The organism is Gloeocapsopsis sp. IPPAS B-1203 (assembly GCF_002749975.1).
Lineage (GTDB): Bacteria > Cyanobacteriota > Cyanobacteriia > Cyanobacteriales > Chroococcidiopsidaceae > Gloeocapsopsis.
In genome coordinates this window covers 107656-124658 of sequence record NZ_PEIG01000012.1, presented here as the reverse complement: position 1 = coordinate 124658, position 17003 = coordinate 107656, and the positions used below count along the sequence as shown (strand labels likewise).

The 17003-nt window shown below is 41.2% G+C and carries 17 protein-coding genes; 6 read left to right on the top strand and 11 right to left on the bottom strand.

All coding sequences use genetic code 11. The annotated features are described in order from the left end of the window. Positions 1–14: 14 nt before the first annotated feature. Genes sufD through sufB form a run of 3 tightly spaced genes read right to left on the bottom strand, consistent with a single transcriptional unit; the run spans position 15 to position 3661 of the window. Positions 15–1376: a Fe-S cluster assembly protein SufD gene (gene sufD / locus CSQ79_RS19855; protein ID WP_099702888.1), complete on the bottom strand. Its 1362-nt coding sequence runs from the start codon at positions 1374–1376 to the stop codon at positions 15–17. Then, a complete protein-coding gene (sufC, locus tag CSQ79_RS19850; protein WP_099702887.1) occupies positions 1373–2164 on the bottom strand; it encodes a Fe-S cluster assembly ATPase SufC in 792 nt (263 codons plus the stop codon). Before sufC ends, sufD begins: the two co-directional genes overlap by 4 nt. Before the next feature lie 60 nt (positions 2165–2224). After that, a complete protein-coding gene (sufB, locus tag CSQ79_RS19845) occupies positions 2225–3661 on the bottom strand; it encodes a Fe-S cluster assembly protein SufB (protein WP_099702886.1) in 1437 nt (478 codons plus the stop codon). Positions 3662–3872: 211 nt separating this feature from the next. Here sufB and sufR point away from each other — a divergent pair, with 211 nt between their 5' ends. Together sufR and CSQ79_RS19835 are read left to right on the top strand one after the other, a co-directional pair. Then, on the top strand, positions 3873–4553 hold the full coding sequence (sufR, locus tag CSQ79_RS19840) for an iron-sulfur cluster biosynthesis transcriptional regulator SufR (protein ID WP_099702885.1): 681 nt from the start codon (positions 3873–3875) through the stop codon (positions 4551–4553). A gap of 15 nt (positions 4554–4568) precedes the next feature. Next, on the top strand, positions 4569–4826 hold the full coding sequence (locus tag CSQ79_RS19835) for an NDH complex assembly factor CRR9 (protein ID WP_099702884.1): 258 nt from the start codon (positions 4569–4571) through the stop codon (positions 4824–4826). Positions 4827–4865: 39 nt separating this feature from the next. Here CSQ79_RS19835 and CSQ79_RS19830 read toward each other — a convergent pair whose 3' ends face one another. Together CSQ79_RS19830 and CSQ79_RS19825 are read right to left on the bottom strand one after the other, a co-directional pair. Beyond that, entirely contained in the window at positions 4866–5354 is a 489-nt protein-coding gene (locus CSQ79_RS19830; RefSeq protein WP_099702883.1) for a hypothetical protein, read from the bottom strand. A 174-nt stretch (positions 5355–5528) separates the two neighbouring features. After that, positions 5529–6656, bottom strand: a complete 1128-nt coding sequence (locus CSQ79_RS19825) for a trypsin-like serine peptidase (RefSeq protein WP_289501342.1) — start codon at positions 6654–6656, stop codon at positions 5529–5531. A 555-nt stretch (positions 6657–7211) separates the two neighbouring features. Here CSQ79_RS19825 and CSQ79_RS19820 point away from each other — a divergent pair. Then, a complete protein-coding gene (locus tag CSQ79_RS19820; protein ID WP_099702929.1) occupies positions 7212–7850 on the top strand; it encodes a histidine phosphatase family protein in 639 nt (212 codons plus the stop codon). Between the two features lie 88 nt (positions 7851–7938). Here the strand turns inward: CSQ79_RS19820 and CSQ79_RS19815 are convergent, their stop codons facing one another. Genes CSQ79_RS19815 through CSQ79_RS19805 form a run of 3 tightly spaced genes read right to left on the bottom strand, consistent with a single transcriptional unit; the run spans position 7939 to position 11134 of the window. Beyond that, on the bottom strand, positions 7939–8388 hold the full coding sequence (locus CSQ79_RS19815; RefSeq protein ID WP_289501341.1) for a carboxypeptidase-like regulatory domain-containing protein: 450 nt from the start codon (positions 8386–8388) through the stop codon (positions 7939–7941). After that, a complete protein-coding gene (locus CSQ79_RS19810; protein ID WP_099702882.1) occupies positions 8385–10433 on the bottom strand; it encodes an alkaline phosphatase in 2049 nt (682 codons plus the stop codon). The genes CSQ79_RS19815 and CSQ79_RS19810 overlap by 4 nt, the downstream gene beginning before the upstream one ends. Further along, a complete protein-coding gene (locus tag CSQ79_RS19805) occupies positions 10430–11134 on the bottom strand; it encodes a cation diffusion facilitator family transporter (protein ID WP_099702881.1) in 705 nt (234 codons plus the stop codon). Before CSQ79_RS19805 ends, CSQ79_RS19810 begins: the two co-directional genes overlap by 4 nt. A 295-nt stretch (positions 11135–11429) precedes the next feature. Here CSQ79_RS19805 and CSQ79_RS19800 point away from each other — a divergent pair, with 295 nt between their 5' ends. Beyond that, positions 11430–12545, top strand: a complete 1116-nt coding sequence (locus tag CSQ79_RS19800; RefSeq protein ID WP_099702880.1) for a M14 family zinc carboxypeptidase — start codon at positions 11430–11432, stop codon at positions 12543–12545. 42 nt (positions 12546–12587) lie between these two features. On the opposite strand, the gene CSQ79_RS19795 is transcribed toward CSQ79_RS19800, so the two are convergent. Continuing rightward, positions 12588–13670 carry an ATP-dependent 6-phosphofructokinase gene (locus CSQ79_RS19795; RefSeq protein WP_099702879.1) on the bottom strand — a complete coding sequence of 361 codons (1083 nt, stop codon included), beginning with the start codon at positions 13668–13670 and terminating at the stop codon, positions 12588–12590. A gap of 260 nt (positions 13671–13930) precedes the next feature. Here CSQ79_RS19795 and era point away from each other — a divergent pair, with 260 nt between their 5' ends. Together era and CSQ79_RS19785 are read left to right on the top strand one after the other, a co-directional pair. Further along, the gene (gene era, locus CSQ79_RS19790; RefSeq protein ID WP_502693943.1) at positions 13931–14881 is read left to right on the top strand and encodes a GTPase Era; all 951 of its coding nucleotides are present in this window, start codon (positions 13931–13933) and stop codon (positions 14879–14881) included. A 100-nt stretch (positions 14882–14981) separates the two neighbouring features. After that, positions 14982–15224, top strand: coding sequence for an AbrB/MazE/SpoVT family DNA-binding domain-containing protein (locus CSQ79_RS19785; RefSeq protein WP_099702878.1), 243 nt, complete (start codon positions 14982–14984; stop codon positions 15222–15224). Between the two features lie 76 nt (positions 15225–15300). Here CSQ79_RS19785 and CSQ79_RS19780 read toward each other — a convergent pair whose 3' ends face one another. Beyond that, positions 15301–16308, bottom strand: coding sequence for a phosphotransferase enzyme family protein (locus CSQ79_RS19780; RefSeq protein ID WP_099702877.1), 1008 nt, complete (start codon positions 16306–16308; stop codon positions 15301–15303). Positions 16309–16346: 38 nt separating this feature from the next. Continuing rightward, a complete protein-coding gene (locus CSQ79_RS19775) occupies positions 16347–16991 on the bottom strand; it encodes a GDYXXLXY domain-containing protein (protein ID WP_099702876.1) in 645 nt (214 codons plus the stop codon). Positions 16992–17003 lie beyond the last annotated feature (12 nt).

Here is a 17003-nt window from a genome sequence, read left to right as displayed (position 1 = left end):
GCAGAGGTTATTAATTAGAGATTGATGGTTTTTAGTAGGGTTTGTTGCAGGGAGGGGATGGGGATTTGGTTGATGATTTCGGCGGCGAAGGCGTTGACAAGGAGGCTGCGGGCGTCGGTGGCGTTGAGTCCTCGGCTTTGGAGGTAGAAGACTTCGTCGTCGTCGAGTTGGCTGACGGTTGCGCCGTGGGCGCATTTGACGTTATCGGCTGTGATTTCTAGTTGGGGTTTGGTGTCTACTCTGGCTTTGGGTGAGAGTAATAAATTGCGGTTAAGTTGGGCGGCGTCGGTTTGTTGTGCGGGTTTGGGTACAAAGATTTTGCCGTTGAAGACTGCGTGGGCGCGATCGCCGACGATACATTTATGTTGTTGGTGACTTGTACCGTAGGGATGATTGAGTGCGAGAGTACTGTGCGTGTCGGCGAGTTGATTTCCGGAGATCTTGGTTAAACCGTTGAGAATTGTTTGGGTTTGTTCGCCGGTTTGGTAGATTTCTAGATTGTGGCGTGATAGCTTTGCACCTAAAGTAATTGCAGTGCAAGTGTAGCGACTATCTCTGGCTTGGGCGATCGCAGTTTTACCAATATGAAAAGCTTCTGGGCTATCGCGTTCGATTCTGGTATGGTTAACTTGAGCGTTTTCTGCTAGCCAAATTTCTGTAACAGCGTTGGTGAAGTAGATTGGTTCGCCGACTTCGGCTTCGGTTTCTTCTGCTGCTAAGTTCGTCATTTGATTGAAGTAATCTTCAATTAGCGTGACGCTACTATTCGATTCTGCTACGACAAGACAACGCGGTTGCGAAACGATGGGAGTGTGACTTGCAGTTGAAATAAATAATAGATGAATTGGTGTTTCGACAATAATATTCTTTGGTATCCAGACAACGGCAACATCTGCGATCGCTGCTGTATTCAGCGCCGTAAAGACTTCTTGTGCGCCTGGAAGTTGTGCTAAGTGTTTTTCTATTTGAGAACGATACGCTGGTGGTAGCTCATCAAGGTTACTCGCGATTACTCCATCAGGTAGTGTAACTGCTGACAACTCAGGTGCATAAACACCATTAACAAATACTGACCGACTGCGTGCTTCTGGTAGCAACAGAGGTTCAAGCGCCATTAAATTCAGTGTTGATGACGGTGCGGCTTGAAAATTAACTGACTTTAAAGCAGATAAATCGGTAAATCGCCACTCTTCATCGCGAGTCGTTGGCAATTGGGATTGCTGTACAGTTACAGATGCGCGATCGCGAATTGCTTGTAATAAAGATACTAATTCTGGTTCTTGAACAGCGATCGCTTGTGTTTGATATAGACTCAACCCAGCGTCAACTGAAGATACTACCCCAACTTGGTTTAGGTCAGGAGTTTGAATACTCATCTTGCTCCTACCTCAGATACATTTTCTTCTAGCACCCAGTCATAGCCACGCGATTCTAACTCTAGTGCTAATTCTTTACCACCACTCGTGATGACACGACCATCTGCCATAACATGAACAAAGTCTGGCACGATGTAGTTAAGTAGACGCTGATAGTGGGTAATTAAAAGAATGGCATTGTCTGGAGTTGCTAGCTGATTGACTCCACTAGCAACAATTTTGAGCGCGTCAATATCTAATCCTGAATCTGTCTCATCTAAAATTGCCAGCTTTGGTTCGAGTAGCGCCATTTGCAGAATCTCATTGCGCTTTTTCTCACCACCAGAAAAGCCTTCATTAACACTACGGTTAAGAAAAGTAGGATTCATTTTAACGACTTCCAGCTTCTCTTGGACTACTTCATCAAAATCAAAAGCGTCTAATTCTTCTAACCCCTGTGCTTTGCGTCGCGAGTTGTAAGCTACTCGGAGAAAGTCTAAGTTGGTGACACCAGGAATTTCTAGTGGATACTGAAATGCCATAAACACACCACTTTGGGCGCGTTCTTCTGGTTCCATTTCTAGTAAGTTGTTACCTTGATAAATCACCTCACCGCCAGTAACTTTATAAGCTGGGTGTCCTGCTAAAACCTTTGAAAATGTGCTTTTACCAGAACCATTTGGTCCCATGATGGCATGAATTTCACCGGCTTTAATTTCTAAGTTAACACCTTTGAGAATCGGCGTTCCTTCTACTTCGGCTGTCAAATCCCGCACTGACAGCACAATTCCACTGTTTTCTACAATCATCTTTTTGTCTTTGTGTCGTTCATTTAGCAGGACGGTACAGGGAGAATACTTAGCCCACAGTTAGCCTACACTGCCTTCTAGTTTCAAGCTCAGTAGTCGATCTGCTTCTACTGCAAACTCCATTGGTAACTGATTGAAGACATCTTTACAGAAGCCACTAATCATCATAGAAACAGCATCTTCTGCAGATATACCACGCTGTGAAAAGTAAAATAGCTGTTCTTCACCAATCTTAGAAGTTGACGCTTCATGTTCTACTTTGGCAGTGTTGTTCTGTACTTGAATGTAGGGGAAGGTGTTGGCATGAGCATTATCCCCGATCAGCATTGAATCGCACTGTGAATAATTTCTTGCACCTTTGGCATTGGGACTGACTTTGACTAAGCCGCGATAGCTATTCGAGGAGCGTCCAGCGGAGATTCCTTTGGAAACAATAGTACTACGAGTATTTTTCCCAACGTGTACCATTTTAGTTCCAGTATCGGCTTGCTGCATATTGTTCGTTAATGCAACTGAGTAAAATTCACCAACTGAGTTATCGCCTGCGAGGACGCAACTGGGATACTTCCAAGTAATTGCTGAACCTGTTTCTACTTGTGTCCAGGAAATTTTAGAGTTCACACCTTGACACAAACCGCGCTTAGTTACGAAGTTGTAAATTCCACCTTTGCCATTTTCATCTCCAGCATACCAGTTTTGCACTGTAGAGTATTTGATTTCTGCATTGTCTAGCGCAACCAACTCTACGACAGCCGCATGGAGTTGATTTGTGTCGTACATCGGTGCTGTACAACCTTCAAGGTAGGAAACATAGCTCCCTTCCTCAGCAACGATCAGCGTCCGTTCAAACTGTCCAGTGTCACCACTGTTAATGCGGAAGTAAGTAGACAGTTCCATCGGACATTTAGTGTTCTTGGGAACATAGACAAAGGAACCATCGCTGAATACAGCACTGTTTAACGCAGCAAAGTAGTTGTCTGCAATGGGAACAACGCTACCTAAGTACTTTTGCACTAACTCTGGATATTCTCGTAAGGCTTCGGAAATGGAACAGAAGATGACGCCTTCTTCAGCAAGCTTTTCTTTAAATGTTGTCGCCACGGAAACGCTATCAAAAATAGCATCCACTGCTACGTTAGAAAGTCGTTTTTGCTCTGAGAGAGGAATTCCTAGTTTTTCAAAAGTTTCTAGAAGCGTAGGATCGACTTCTTCTATACTGTTGAGCTTGGGCTTCTTCTTCGGTGCAGAGTAATAAATGATATCCTGGTAATTAATCGGAGGATACTCGACATTAGACCAGGCAGGTTCTGTCATTTTTTGCCACTGACGGAAAGCTTTGAGGCGAAACTCTAGCATGAACTCTGGCTCTTCTTTCTTAGCAGAGATTAGCCGAATCACATCTTCGCTCAGTCCACGTGGAATCGTATCTGCCTCAATGTCGGTGACAAATCCGTATTTGTAGGGCTGATTGACTAAGGTTTTGACAGTGGCACTCATGGGTAGTGTTCTCTTAGTGTTCTGTAATAGGATCTCTTTAAGGCTGGAAGACGGGTATTAGTTTAGTTTTTGACGTTTTTGATGCAACTGCTGTTACAATTGAATCAACTAAAACAACGAGTATGTTGTTTAATCTATCTCCATTTTACGCTACATTAACAACAGCTATGTTGTCAAAGTAAATTTTTCACCTAAAAATTTTGGTAAAAAGATGGCGATTACGCAGCAGCAGTCCTCCACCAAGCAGGATATCCTGCATTATCTACTTAAACAGGGTCAGGCAACAGCCCAGGAACTTGCTACGCAGCTAGAAGTCAGTCCACAAGCAATTCGCCGTCATCTTAAAGATCTTGAAGTAGAAGATCTCATACACTACGCAGCAGTACAAGCAGGGATGGGACGTCCGCAGCATATGTACCAGATAAGCCCTCAAGGGCGCGATCGCTTGCGACGCGATTCAACTGATTTGGATAGTTATGGTGAGTTTGCTGTTTCTTTATTAGATACTCTGGCAGAAACTGTCGGGCGCGAAAAGATGAGTTCCATTTTACGCAAACAATGGGAGCGTAAGGCAATCGAGTATCGCGATCGCGTTGGTAATGGTTCCCTCAAAGAACGCGTAGCTAAGTTAGTCGAGTTAAGAAAAGCAGAAGGATTCATGGCAGAGTGGTATCCTGTAGATGAATTCAGGAGTGTAGGCGATCGCTTTATCCTGACAGAACATAACTGCGCGATTTCTAATGTTGCTGAGTCTTTTCCTAGCGTTTGCACTCATGAATTAGAAATGTTTGCTGCAATTTTACCCGACTGTACAGTAGAACGTACGCACTGGATTATTAACGGCGAACATCGTTGTGGATATTTAGTCCAAGCAAGACAAAAAAATCACTAATCTCCAACCTTTTTAATGGACGCTCAACAGCAACCTTCAACTCAATTTCTGACATTAGAAGAATCAGCCAAAGTAGATGCAGCGCTGCTATCGTCTCCTGAGAAGTTTTTGACTCGGCTCACGATTTCTTCTTGGAAGCTCTTGAAGCATATTGCCCAAGATTATAATGTTGCTATAGAAGATTTAACACCACAGCAAATCGTTGCTTGGTTTGAGCAAGATGGAAAAATTCGACGAGAGCAAGGCACTGAAGCTGCTTATCTAAAGTGGTAAGTGAAATTTGATAACAATATTTATTGTCTTGCAGTTCATTTAATTAGAGCTAATAACTTTGACTTTGAGATTGGTTAGAGTTGCATGATGGTTAAAAGTGCTTGTATGCACCATTTGTGTAAATGACATTTGTTCTCCTGGATCTATCCCATCACCTGCTTCTATAGATACAGATGTACTAGCAACAACTTGATTATTACGCCGGTCAAACACATTCAATTGAATTACTGGTAACACTCCAGCTAAGTTAGACTCGTTCGTGAGATTTCCTTTGATCTCTAAAATATTTTCATCAGGAGTGGGTGTAATTGTGACATCAGAAAATCGGATATTTTCTAATGAAATTATCTGAGGTTTTGATTTATTACGATTAGGTAAAATGTTATTTATGATTCTAGTTTTATTACAAATACTACTAGATAAATCAATAATTTCTCCACGCCATTCTATATAGCATAAAAGATCTTGAGCTAAGGTTACTTGAGGAAATAGCAGAAAAGCTATAACCACTCCTATTACTTTAAACATACATTTTTCTATAAAGATTAGGCTTATTAAAAATCTTTTTAACAAGTAACAATTATTCTTCGCGAGTATTAATAACTAGTCAAGTACTACAATTACAGTATAGTTATGCAAATTAACTAAATTAATATGAAATGTGAGGTAGGCATCTTATTTGTTTTGTCCATACTTATACCGCTAACAGTTTCCAGGTCTTCTATTGCAGATTGTATTTAACATATTTACGAAGCGAGAATCGGGAACAGAACTACCTTGAAATAGAAGAGCAGTTGAGGCAGGGCCGTAAGAAGTAATTCCAATAATTTGATTTAAACTAGGATTCTGTCCTCCGTTTTGCCCTACAGATGCTACTCCAAAATTTTGTATCCAAGGTCCACCACTTGAACCTCCTCGCATATCAGAACCATATTCTACCGAATTGGGAGTTCGGGTGCGGAAACTTTGAGCATTAACTTGGTGCATTTTATTGCCATTATCAAGATTGCCTGGATAACCAAGTAAAGTTGCGTGGTTAGGAAAAAGACTAAAAGTCTTAAAACCAAGAGAGCCAGTCACTTGACCAATTTTGCGGTAGACTCCTTTAAAGGATAAATCGTTGATTTCAATTACCGCGTAGTCAGCTGCGTTGGGAACAACGCCATTACCTTTAGCCCAAACATCTGGAGTTAGTACATAACTCCAACTCCAAGACTTATAGGGCGCAGCACCATCTCGATATGCAGGAACAAATAAGAAATTAGTAAAGAAGCCATTTTGACCGCCACTACCACCGTGAACGCAGTGACCTGCGGTTAAAACAATTCTAGGTTTGATAACTGCACCAGAGCAAACAAAGTCACCTTGACCAGGTATTGTAAAAAAGAGTTTTCCTACTGCTCTATAAGGATAGACAAGATCTGCTGATAAAGGAACAAGTCGAGAACTTGTAAAGTAAGCTCTTGCTGAACCAGCATTGTTAGGTTGTACTAGTTGCTCATTGGCTATAGAATTTGTCTGACGTGGTTGAAATAACTTGTTTTGTAAATCAGGTGCAATATTAATTGTTGGTGCTTGACCGCTTGCACTTACTGGAGTTCCTGCTAATGGAACTGTCTGTGTTGTTAACTGATTGGTAGGTTTAGGTAAATTTAATGGTTTAGCATTCTGCAGCCGCTGTGGAGTCCAGTAAGTATTGTTGCTATTGGTAGTAAGAGTGTCATTGACTTTAGAAACAAAGCCAGGCGCAGCCATAACCACATTAGGTACTACACCTGCGATTGTTGTAATGAACACTAAGTATAATTGAAAACGAATTTGAAATTTCATATCTGATTTTCCTCTGAACACCACTTCTTCAAAAGAGTTTTTGGCATAAAATCTCATGCAATTACGATGGAACCAAAAGTTTTTAGTTCCTGAAAACAATCGCTTCTTTAAAAGCCTTAGCTTTCATTCAGAGCCACTAGGGTAGTTGCATGCGTACTGAAAGGTTCTCAAATTGCAAATATATTATCCAAACTAGTTTGCTGGTAAATCTCCGCTTCAATAATGCTGTGTTATTCATTAAATTTTTTATACAATCTTTATTAAGATGTAAGAATAACTTGATAACAGCATAAATGCAATATTGACATTCTTGAGGTATGTTATTATACAGGTAGATTGATTAAGATAGTAATCTTACTGTAATAAATTTAACCAATGATGTTTAAAGGAAAATTGGTTAAGTATTAAACAGTAAATTATCAAGTTTTCTTATAACCTTAGTAGAGCAATGCTCAAAGTTTCCTAGCTCAATGAGACTTAAGTTTTGAAGTCATCTTAGTACTCATAAGGAATTGGCTTTAGGATTCAATCAACAGCAGCTCAAAAGAGGTGATTGTGGCTATTTCGCTTTATTTTTTGCGCCACGGACAAACGGAGTGCAGCCGAAACAATGCTTTTTGTGGTGCTATTGATCCAAGTTTGACACCAGAAGGACTGGAGATGGCGCAAGCTTTTGCTGCGGCTTACCGTCATAGTTCCTGGGAGGCTGTTGTTTCTAGCCCCATGCAACGCACGATCGCAACTGCAAAACCTTTATGTGAAGCACTAGGAATAGACTTACAACTACGCGATGGTTTAAAAGAAATCAACTTTGGTAAATGGGAAGGCTTGTCAGTCGATGCGGTAGCTCGCGATTATCACGACGATTATATTCGCTGGTCAGCAGATCCGGCGTGGTATCCTCCGACTGGTGGTGAATTAGCCGTAGCGATCGCCTCTCGCGCCATGCAAGTCATTGAAGAAATTAAAAATTCGTACAAAAGTGGCAATATACTAATCGTCTCGCATAAAGCAACGATTCGCATCATGTTATGTAGTCTGCTTGGAATCGATGTTGGGCGCTTTCGTTATCGCTTAGGATGCCCTGTGGGTTCTGTTAGTATTGTAGAGTTTGGAACGCATGGTCCACTGCTTCATGCTTTAGCTGATCGTACTCACCTTAATGAGCATTTGCGCTCTTTACCAGGAACTTAATTAAAAAGCTGGGGGTTTAATTCTTCCCCAGCTACTAGATACTAATTCTTTTTCTGTCTACTTGTGCCAACCTTAAAATGAATTGGTGTTAGTAGTCCATTTCGTGCAAATTATGCCTCTCATCATTACTAATATCAAAAAAATCGCCTGTTTGACCATGCACATTAGTAGATAATGAGTAGACGTTGCTGCGATCGTAAGGTAATTCTATCTTAAGGACGTAATGAACATCTCGCAATCCTTTAAACCAAAATTGACCTTGATTGTCGGTACGAGTTGTTTGTGGTGGGATGGAATTAATTGTGACTTTGGCATTTGCTACTACGCCATGTCCATCGTGTATGCGGCGAGTATCAGCTAATTTACCATATAGCAAACTATCTCCCTGAGGACGCGCCCGAAACGCTAGGCTAGGTTGTAGTGTTAGTAATGCAAATACTGTTACAGCAAGGATGACACCCGTCACTAACCGTAGTCGTTTGGAACGCAGTAGTTTTTTGAATTTGAACATAGTTGCGTTTGGTTTACTCAGTGTCATGATTCAGTCTCCGTAGCGGTAAATGGTCTACCAGTAGCTAAGTCTTGACGATTTCTCACGCCAGAAATCACAGCAGCCATGCGTTGGAAAACTTCAATGTTATCCATGACACCAGTAAATAATCCGGCTCCAGGTCCTTGAGCAGCGATCGGAACATCGTCTGCCGTATGATTTGCAACAGTCGTACCGCGTTCTAAGTCATTAGTCAACAGTAAGCCATTGGGATCGCGCTCAGGATTAGGCTCAGTACCATCATCCCCAGAGGGAGGTAAATTCAAGTCGTCGGTTAAGAAGTTAGTCCGAAATGTAGGTCGTGCTGAAATACCTATCGCTAACTTAGTGCTAGGATTTGCCTCATTAGGATAGCCGTCGCCATCTATGTCTTGATAAGTCGGGAAACCTGCGTCTTCAAATGACTGCATGGCATCATTCAAATCAATTCTACCTTCGCGGATTGCTTGTGAGTCAACGGTACCACCTACAGTCTGACCTTGAGCGTGATCCGCCGTGACAAGAATGAGTGCATTAGGATTTTGGGCAACAAATTGGCGTACCGCTCCCACAGATTTATCCAAAGTGAGAACTTCGTAAAGTGTCCGATCAGGATCGAGGGGGTGAGCGAGTTTATCAGATTGCGAAGACTCAACTTGCAGCATCCAACCTTGAGGCGATTCTGCTTCAAGAACAGCGATCGCCTTTCTAGTCATCTCTTCTAATGTGGGAATTGTGGCAAATTCTGAGGGAACAGGAGGAGTTAATTGACGAGCGCCTCTACCGTCAATTGTTGCTCTACCACGCGCAATCAATAGATCCAGTACTGAAGGAATATTTTGTGGACCTAAAGCCGCGCCTTCACGAAAATCTCCTAAAAATAAACCAAAGATTGGGCGATTGTTAGGAGCTTGATTCATGCTGTTTAAGTCGGTGACAATACTGTAGCCCTGCTGTCGGGCAACTGCTACGAGATCTTGATTGTCGCGGCGAAATACTGTATCTCTAAACTGAGCTGCACTGTTCTCGTCTGGGATATAATGACGTGCTCCTGGACCTAAAAGAACATCAACAGGTTGAGATAATTCTTTTAAGCTACGATATCCTGTTTCTGGTACATACCAACCATCCTGAAAAAAGTCAAAATATTGTTGTGCGATCGCTTCAAATTGAGCGCGCTGGACTTGATTGGCTGCAAAGGATGAAGGTGTCGCATCAGTTGTAAAGGCTGTCGTTACCATCCCGATACCCCAGTTGTATCTCCGCTTCATATACTGAGGTAAAGTTTCAATTCGGGGATTGTCGAGAGGATTTTCAGGTGTATTGTCAGGAAACGCATTGAGTGCGTTGTTGATCGTTTTTGCCCCAGAAACCCAAGCAGCAGCAGTATTTGCTGAATCTGGAACAATACTATTGAGCGAGTGGGTAGATACTAATCCTGATACAGGCATTTGCTCCATCTCAAGATAGCCACCTGGTTGACCATCTCTAACACCGTATTTCATAATCCGCGCCCCTGTGCGTAACGGTGTTCCCATTCCATCGCCAACGAAAAAGATCACTTTGTTGAGTTGACCTCGTTGTTGAAATGGTTGAACGCGGTAAGTATTACGGGCGGAAACTTGGCGTCCGTCGATGTTCAGAGTCGCTACAATTTCGTAACTTCCTGGCTTAGGTAAACTCCAGTTGCGGAGTGTTTGACCAAAAAGGTTGGAGTCTTCAGGTGGTTGTCCTACTTCGATAGTACCGCCAGGTAGTTGTAACTGTTCGTTGATGCGCTGCCTAAAGGTTCCGGTAAAGTTATTGCCGTTGATTGTGATCGATTCTAATGTCGGTGCTGACTGCCCAGGAATTAAGCTTTCTACACGCAAATCAAAGCGTTGCCCAACCAGTATAGTTGTATTATTTGTAGGCCAGATGCGTACTAGTTCTTCATCTGCTCCTTGCGCTTGGACAGGTAGTATGGTAGCTAGCCAAGTCATCGCTATGATCGCAAAAACACTAACTACTTTCCATCGCTTCCACACAAACTGAATTGAGCATGAACTGCTCATCGCAAAATCTCCTCTAATGATGGAAATAACAGTTTTTCCATGTCGCGTTTTTCACAGTCGCAAGCATTTGTAGTAGGGGAGGTGCCAAATAGCATCCAGATGCTTTGTAGCAGTAACGCAGTAGCCGAAATCGCAACAAGTCCTGATACCAAAAGACTAATTGCACTATCAGCCCACATCCAACCAAGCCAGGAAATAGCGATCGCTGCTAAAATGACACCAAATGAACTAAATAGATCTGAAAGTACGTGCAAGAAGGCTGCTTTGAAGTTCAGGTCACAATGACTGCACTCGTGTAGCCAAAAAGCATTACAACCATTAATTCCTAGCCCGACTACTGCTGTTAGCAACATCGGTAGGCTAAGAATATCTGATGTAGGAGATTGCATCCTGGCAATTGCCTCTGTTGCTACCCAACTTGCCAAAATAATTAAGCTAAGACTATTTAGTAGTGCAGCGAATAATTCAATACGACCATTTCCGTACTTGGCATGACGTTTAGCGCTTTGCGCCATCCAGCTTGCTATCAGAGTCACTCCCAATGCTGCTACATCTGAAAGTAGATGTCCTGCATCCGCTAACAGAGATAAACTGTGGACCCATAACCCAACACCAAGTTCAACAGCAAAAAAACTGATCTCCAGCCCGATTGCTAGTTGTAGTATTTGGATTTTCCGCGTGTTCGAGTGCAATTTTGACATTATTCACCAAGTAAAAATGGCAACCTTATGTAGTATCAGTTGCTCTAGAGAAGCATATTGTTTCTCAACTAACAACTTAATTTCATTGCCCTGATACGGAATAAATTACATGAATCCTTGTGCAGATTAGCAAGTATTAGATTAATGAATCAGTAAGTGGACTTTAACTTTTGGTAAAAATCGGTAATTGGTAATTGGTAATTGGTGATAGGTATTTTTGCCAAGTATTAAATTTTAAATTATATTTATTTTCTTATTATTTTGTCTTTATTCTGATATTATCTATAGTTCTAATATGATTCCGAATATCTACACAATTCCTCTCATTCAGTTAGCTTCTGGCGATCGCTTGTCTCTTCAAGTTTATCGATTTGTCGGTGCGAAGCCTGGTAAAAAAGTCTATATCCAAGCAAATTTACACGGGGCAGAAATTGCTGGTAATGCTGTGATATATCAGCTAATTGAGTATTTTAGAATCTTGGAAGTGACACAATTATTTGGCGAGGTTTGGCTAGTTCCTGTGTGTAATCCTCTGGGAGTCAATCAGCGATCGCATCGTTTTGCTTCTGGACGCTATTGTGTTTATGAAGGCAAAGATTGGAATCGGATTTTTTGGGATTATGAAAAGACGCAAGAAGACTTGCAAGAATTTGCTAAATCGCAAGTTAATTTAGATATAGATACTATTAAGAAAAACTATTTAAATAAGATTATTAACCATTTCATTACACTGACAGAAGATATTCATTCTCCAAGTAGTGTGCCTTTTACAGAACTTTTTCGCTACCGCTTGCAATCATTAAGTATTGATGCTGATTATTTAATTGATCTCCACACTTCTACCGATCGAGGTTTAGATTATCTCTACTATTTTTCTCACCGCGAATCTAGCGCTCAACACTTTCTATTTGACTATGGTATTTTACTCGATGACTATGATGGTGACGCTTTTGATGAAGCTTTTATCAAACCGTGGTTAGCCTTAGAAAATGCTTTTCAAAAACTAGGACGGGAAATTATTTTTGATGTAGAAGCTTGGACATTAGAACTTGGTTCAGGAATGCAAATGATGCCACAGTCGGTAGAAAAAGGCGTACAAGGAGTCAAGAATTATTTACTATATAAAGGTGTATTAGCGTTAAATACAAAGGCGATCGCACATGAGATGACATTCAGATCAAAAAGTCAGATAACGAAGTATTATGCTCCTGTTGGCGGTATGGTGCAAGCGCGAGTACCACTTGGTAGCGTAGTGAAAGCAGGAGAAAAACTGTATAAAATTTTAATGTTTAATAAAAATGGAGAATTACCTTCTTTGATTAATATTTGTGCTGAAAAAGATGGTTTGGTGTATGACGTGGCGACTAATCATGCAGTAAATGAAGGAGAGTATGTATTGGCAGTCATGTAGTTTAATAAAAGGACAGGCAAGATGCCTATCCCACAGGTGATGTTAATCTCCCAAACAGATATTTAATCCTCTAGCAGTTTTGACTAAAGTCCCATTAGGATCGACAGCGCGATATTGAGCGATCGCTTCTGCGATCGGGACACTGACAACTTGACGGTTTTGCCATGTCACCATTTGGTCATACTTTTGTTCAGCTATTAAATCAACAGCTGCAACACCAAAAGCTGAAGCAATGAGTCTTTCTAAAGGTGATGGTGTTCCACCACGCTGAATGTGTCCTAAAACTGTAACGCGAGTTTCTGCACCAATGCGATGGCAAATTTCATCAGCAAGATATTGACCAATTCCACCATATCTGCATTCACCCATGCGATCCGTATTAACAACTGAGTCGCCTGTTTCATTGCGTACAGCTTCGGAAACAACGATTAAACAATAGTTTTTACCTTGTTCTTGGCGTTCTTTAATATCACGGCAAACTTGGTCAACAGTATAAGGAATTTCGGGAATTAGGATCACATCTGCACCGCCTGCTATTCCAGCGCTAATGGCAATATGTCCTGCATCACGCCCCATTACTTCTAAAATCATGACACGGCTGTGACTAGCAGCAGTAAAATGCAAGCGATCTAAGGCTTCTGTTGCAATACTCACCGCAGTTTCAAAACCAATCGAAAGTTCGGTGACTCCAACGTCATTATCAATCGTTTTGGGAATAGCGACTAAATTGATTTCTCCTTGTTGGGCAAGACGACGTAAAATTGCTAAACTGCCATCGCCCCCAATTCCAATTAATGCATCTAGACCAAGTTGGTGATAACCTGCGATGATTTCTTCAGAGCGATCGCACTCGCTACCATCTGCCATTGGATAAGCAAATGGATTGCCTTTATTGGTTGTGCCTAGAACTGTACCACCAGCAGTGAGTAAGGAGTTTACCTTTTCGACATCCAAAGCCATATACTTTGGTGGTTGCTGCATTAACCCTAATGTAGCTTGGCGGATACCCAGCACCTCCCAGCCATAAGTACCTACAGCGCGATTTACCACTGCCCGAATTACAGCATTTAATCCAGCGCAATCACCTCCACTGGTAAGAATACCAATGCGTTTGTGTTCTCCCATGTTGACTTAAGCTAAAAGTCCTCTTTAGAAAATGATTAAACTAGATTAGGTAGACACATTTTGCAAATTACCGCAGGATTTTATTATTTGTGATTTTTAGTAAAGAAACTATATTAAAACTTGCAAATGGAAAAAGGTGAGGTGTGAGTGGCTAGTGGTTAGTGGCTATTGGTTAGTGAAAGTTTTTTAGTCATTACTCCTGTACCTTCTATCTCAGTTTATTTGTGTGGCAGAGTAAATATTTTGGGATTACGACGAAAGTGAGCGATATTGATAGTTTTGACTTTTCTGAAGCGTGGAGTATTCCGCAAGCGCCTACCGGATACAAATCGGGTTTTATTGGTATTGTTGGACGCCCGAATGTCGGTAAATCGACATTAATGAATCAACTTGTAGGGCAAAAAATTGCGATTACTTCACCTGTCGCGCAAACTACGCGAAATCGTTTGCAAGGAATCTTAACAACGCCCGAAGCACAACTTATTTTTGTTGATACGCCAGGAATTCACAAGCCACACCATCAACTCGGAGAAGTTCTAGTCCGCAATGCACGAATTGCAATTGATTCTGTGGATGTTATATTGTTTGTCGTCGATGGTTCGCAACCAGCGGGAGGTGGCGATCGCTTTATTATCGATCTACTCAGTCGTACAGAAAATCCTGTCATTCTAGGTATTAACAAAATTGATCAACAAGCAGACGATTCGCAGCAACTTGATCGTACTTATGAAGAGTTAGTTGCACCATATCAATGGCAAATTGTCAAGTTTTCTGCACTTGCAAAAGAAGGGTTAGACCAACTTTTACAGTTACTTGTTACGCATTTAGAACCAGGACCATACTACTATCCGCCAGATTTAGTTACCGATCAACCTGAGCGGTTTATTATGGGAGAATTAATCCGCGAACAAATTTTACTCCTCACTCGCGAAGAAGTTCCTCACTCGGTCGCAGTAACGATTGATCGCGTTGAAGAAGATACAACAATTACTCGTGTCTTAGCTACGATTCATGTTGAACGCGATTCACAAAAAGGTATTTTGATCGGAAAAGGCGGTACGATGCTCAAAGCGATCGGTTCTGCGGCGCGAGAACAAATGCAAAAGTTAATTGCAGGTAAAGTTTACTTAGAATTATTTGTGAAAGTGCAACCCAAATGGCGACAATCGCGTTTTCGGTTATCTGAATTAGGCTATCGCGTAGAAGAATAAATGCAAGTAGTGGCAACTAGAAGTTGCTACTACACAGATAAAACCCACCTGCGTGGGTTAAAAATAATGTATGATCTTTGTATATACATTGAGTCACATTATGGCTGACCAAATTGTGACAAAGTGGGGAAACAGTTTAGGTATTCGCATCCCTAGTGCAATTGCCAAGCAAATTCACATAGAAGAAGGCGCAACAGTAATATTTACTGTTGTCGATGGCGGGATCATGATTCAACCGCAACGAAGAAAATACACCTTAGAAGAACTGCTTGAGGGAATGACTCCGAATAACTTTCATTCAGAAACCGACACAAAAACACCCGTAGGCAATGAAGTCTGGTAAATAATCGTTAGATCGCTACAAAATCTAAATTTAAATTTCTAGCGAAACACAGTAATAAATTCAATTGCTGTAAGTTCTAAGATACACCACTTAGAAGATCGAGAAAGTACTTGCTGTTGTTTTTCAGCCAAGTTTCAAACTTTAATGTCTCAATAACTGCATCTACAATTTTTTGACGATTTGCCTTTCCTTCAATCAGCCAACCTATCCAATAAATTAGTGAACTTGCGCGTTGTAGTCGCCACACAGCGAGTAAAGATTTGTGTTCTAGTGATGTTAAAGAATTACGTTGGCGATAACCTGTGCTGAATGCTTTGACAATATCAGCAAAAAGTTCTTCTTTCCAAGGAAACGAAGCAAGCTGATCTAGGCTACTTAAATGATCGAGTAGTCTTAAGTCAAAAGTTGCGAATTCAAAATCTAAAACACCAACAACTTGGTTGTTTTCAACGAGAATGTTGGGTGTAATGTAATCAGCATGAATTGTCTGAAGTGGTAATGTTGCATATAAATCAGGTACAGACTCTGTTACCTTAAGCAACATCCGATTGAGAAGAGTTTGATCTTCAAGACTTAGATTTAGTACTGGCGCGATCGCCAACGGATCGCTAATTAATGGATGAATTTGCGCTAAATTACCCCAGTATGGCAATCTTGCTAGTTTTCCTTGTGGGTCAAATTCCGTAAGGACACAATGTAACTCTGCTAGTGTATAGCCTATAGATTGAACTTGTTGCAGGTTGCGTCGATTAGCGGGTTTTCCAACTATTCGCGGTAGTAAAGCGACTTTTAGTAATCTTTGTTGGGTTTCAACATGAATTAGAGTTTCACCTGATGATATCGGAATCGGTGCTGGAATGGTAAAAGATAAATTTGCTTGTTGTAAAAAGACGAGTAAGGAGTGTTCATATTCAATTTGAGCAGCATTTGTTGTATTAGAGTAAATTTTTAAAACAAATTGATCAGTTGGTGTGTGAATGAAGTATGTTGTATTGCTTCCTCCCTGAGTCGGTTCTATGAACATCTCCGTTAAAAACGACCAATGATTCACAATAATTTGTTTTTCTAATTCTGATAACTCCATTTATGTATAGCAATTAGCCCTTTTCCAACAAATTGTCATTAAAACCGATAATTACGCCGATCTACCCATAAGCTAATTGGTACTGCGCGACCTTGATTATCTACTTTAACTTCAACGACAAACCGCTGTTGATCGCGTTGTGCTTGCGCAATACTTTGATTAATATCATCGCGCTGGGCTTCGGGCATATAGTATGTTTCTAAGCCATATACAATTGAGTTACCAGTCACTTTACCTTTGATCGCGACTTGATTTGCAGTTAGATTTTGTGGGCGATCGCGACTCACACGCACAGGTATCCATGCTGATGGTGGAGTTGTATTTGATGTAGGTGCTTCAAGTGTGACATAAAGATTTGTTCCCGCAGGTACGTCATTAACAGCAGGTTCGTTATTATGCTGAGTTAATTCTTGCCAACCTGGAAGTTCTTGTAAGTTATTGACTTGGGAAATGTCGTAACTTAATGTTTGCGAGTAACCCCGCAGAGGATCGTAAGGATCAACGGGTACGGTTTGGAGAATTGCAGTTTTTCCGGTAAGCTGTGTATAAAATGGTTGCGCTGGTGCGGCTAAAATAATTCCTGTTTGAAAAAGTAGCGGTAGCCATAGTCGCCAAAATGGTAGTCTTCCAGGAAGTTGTTGCGGCTTTAATACTTCAGGTGTTGTTTTAACTTTGGATGTCATAGTGAATCCTTT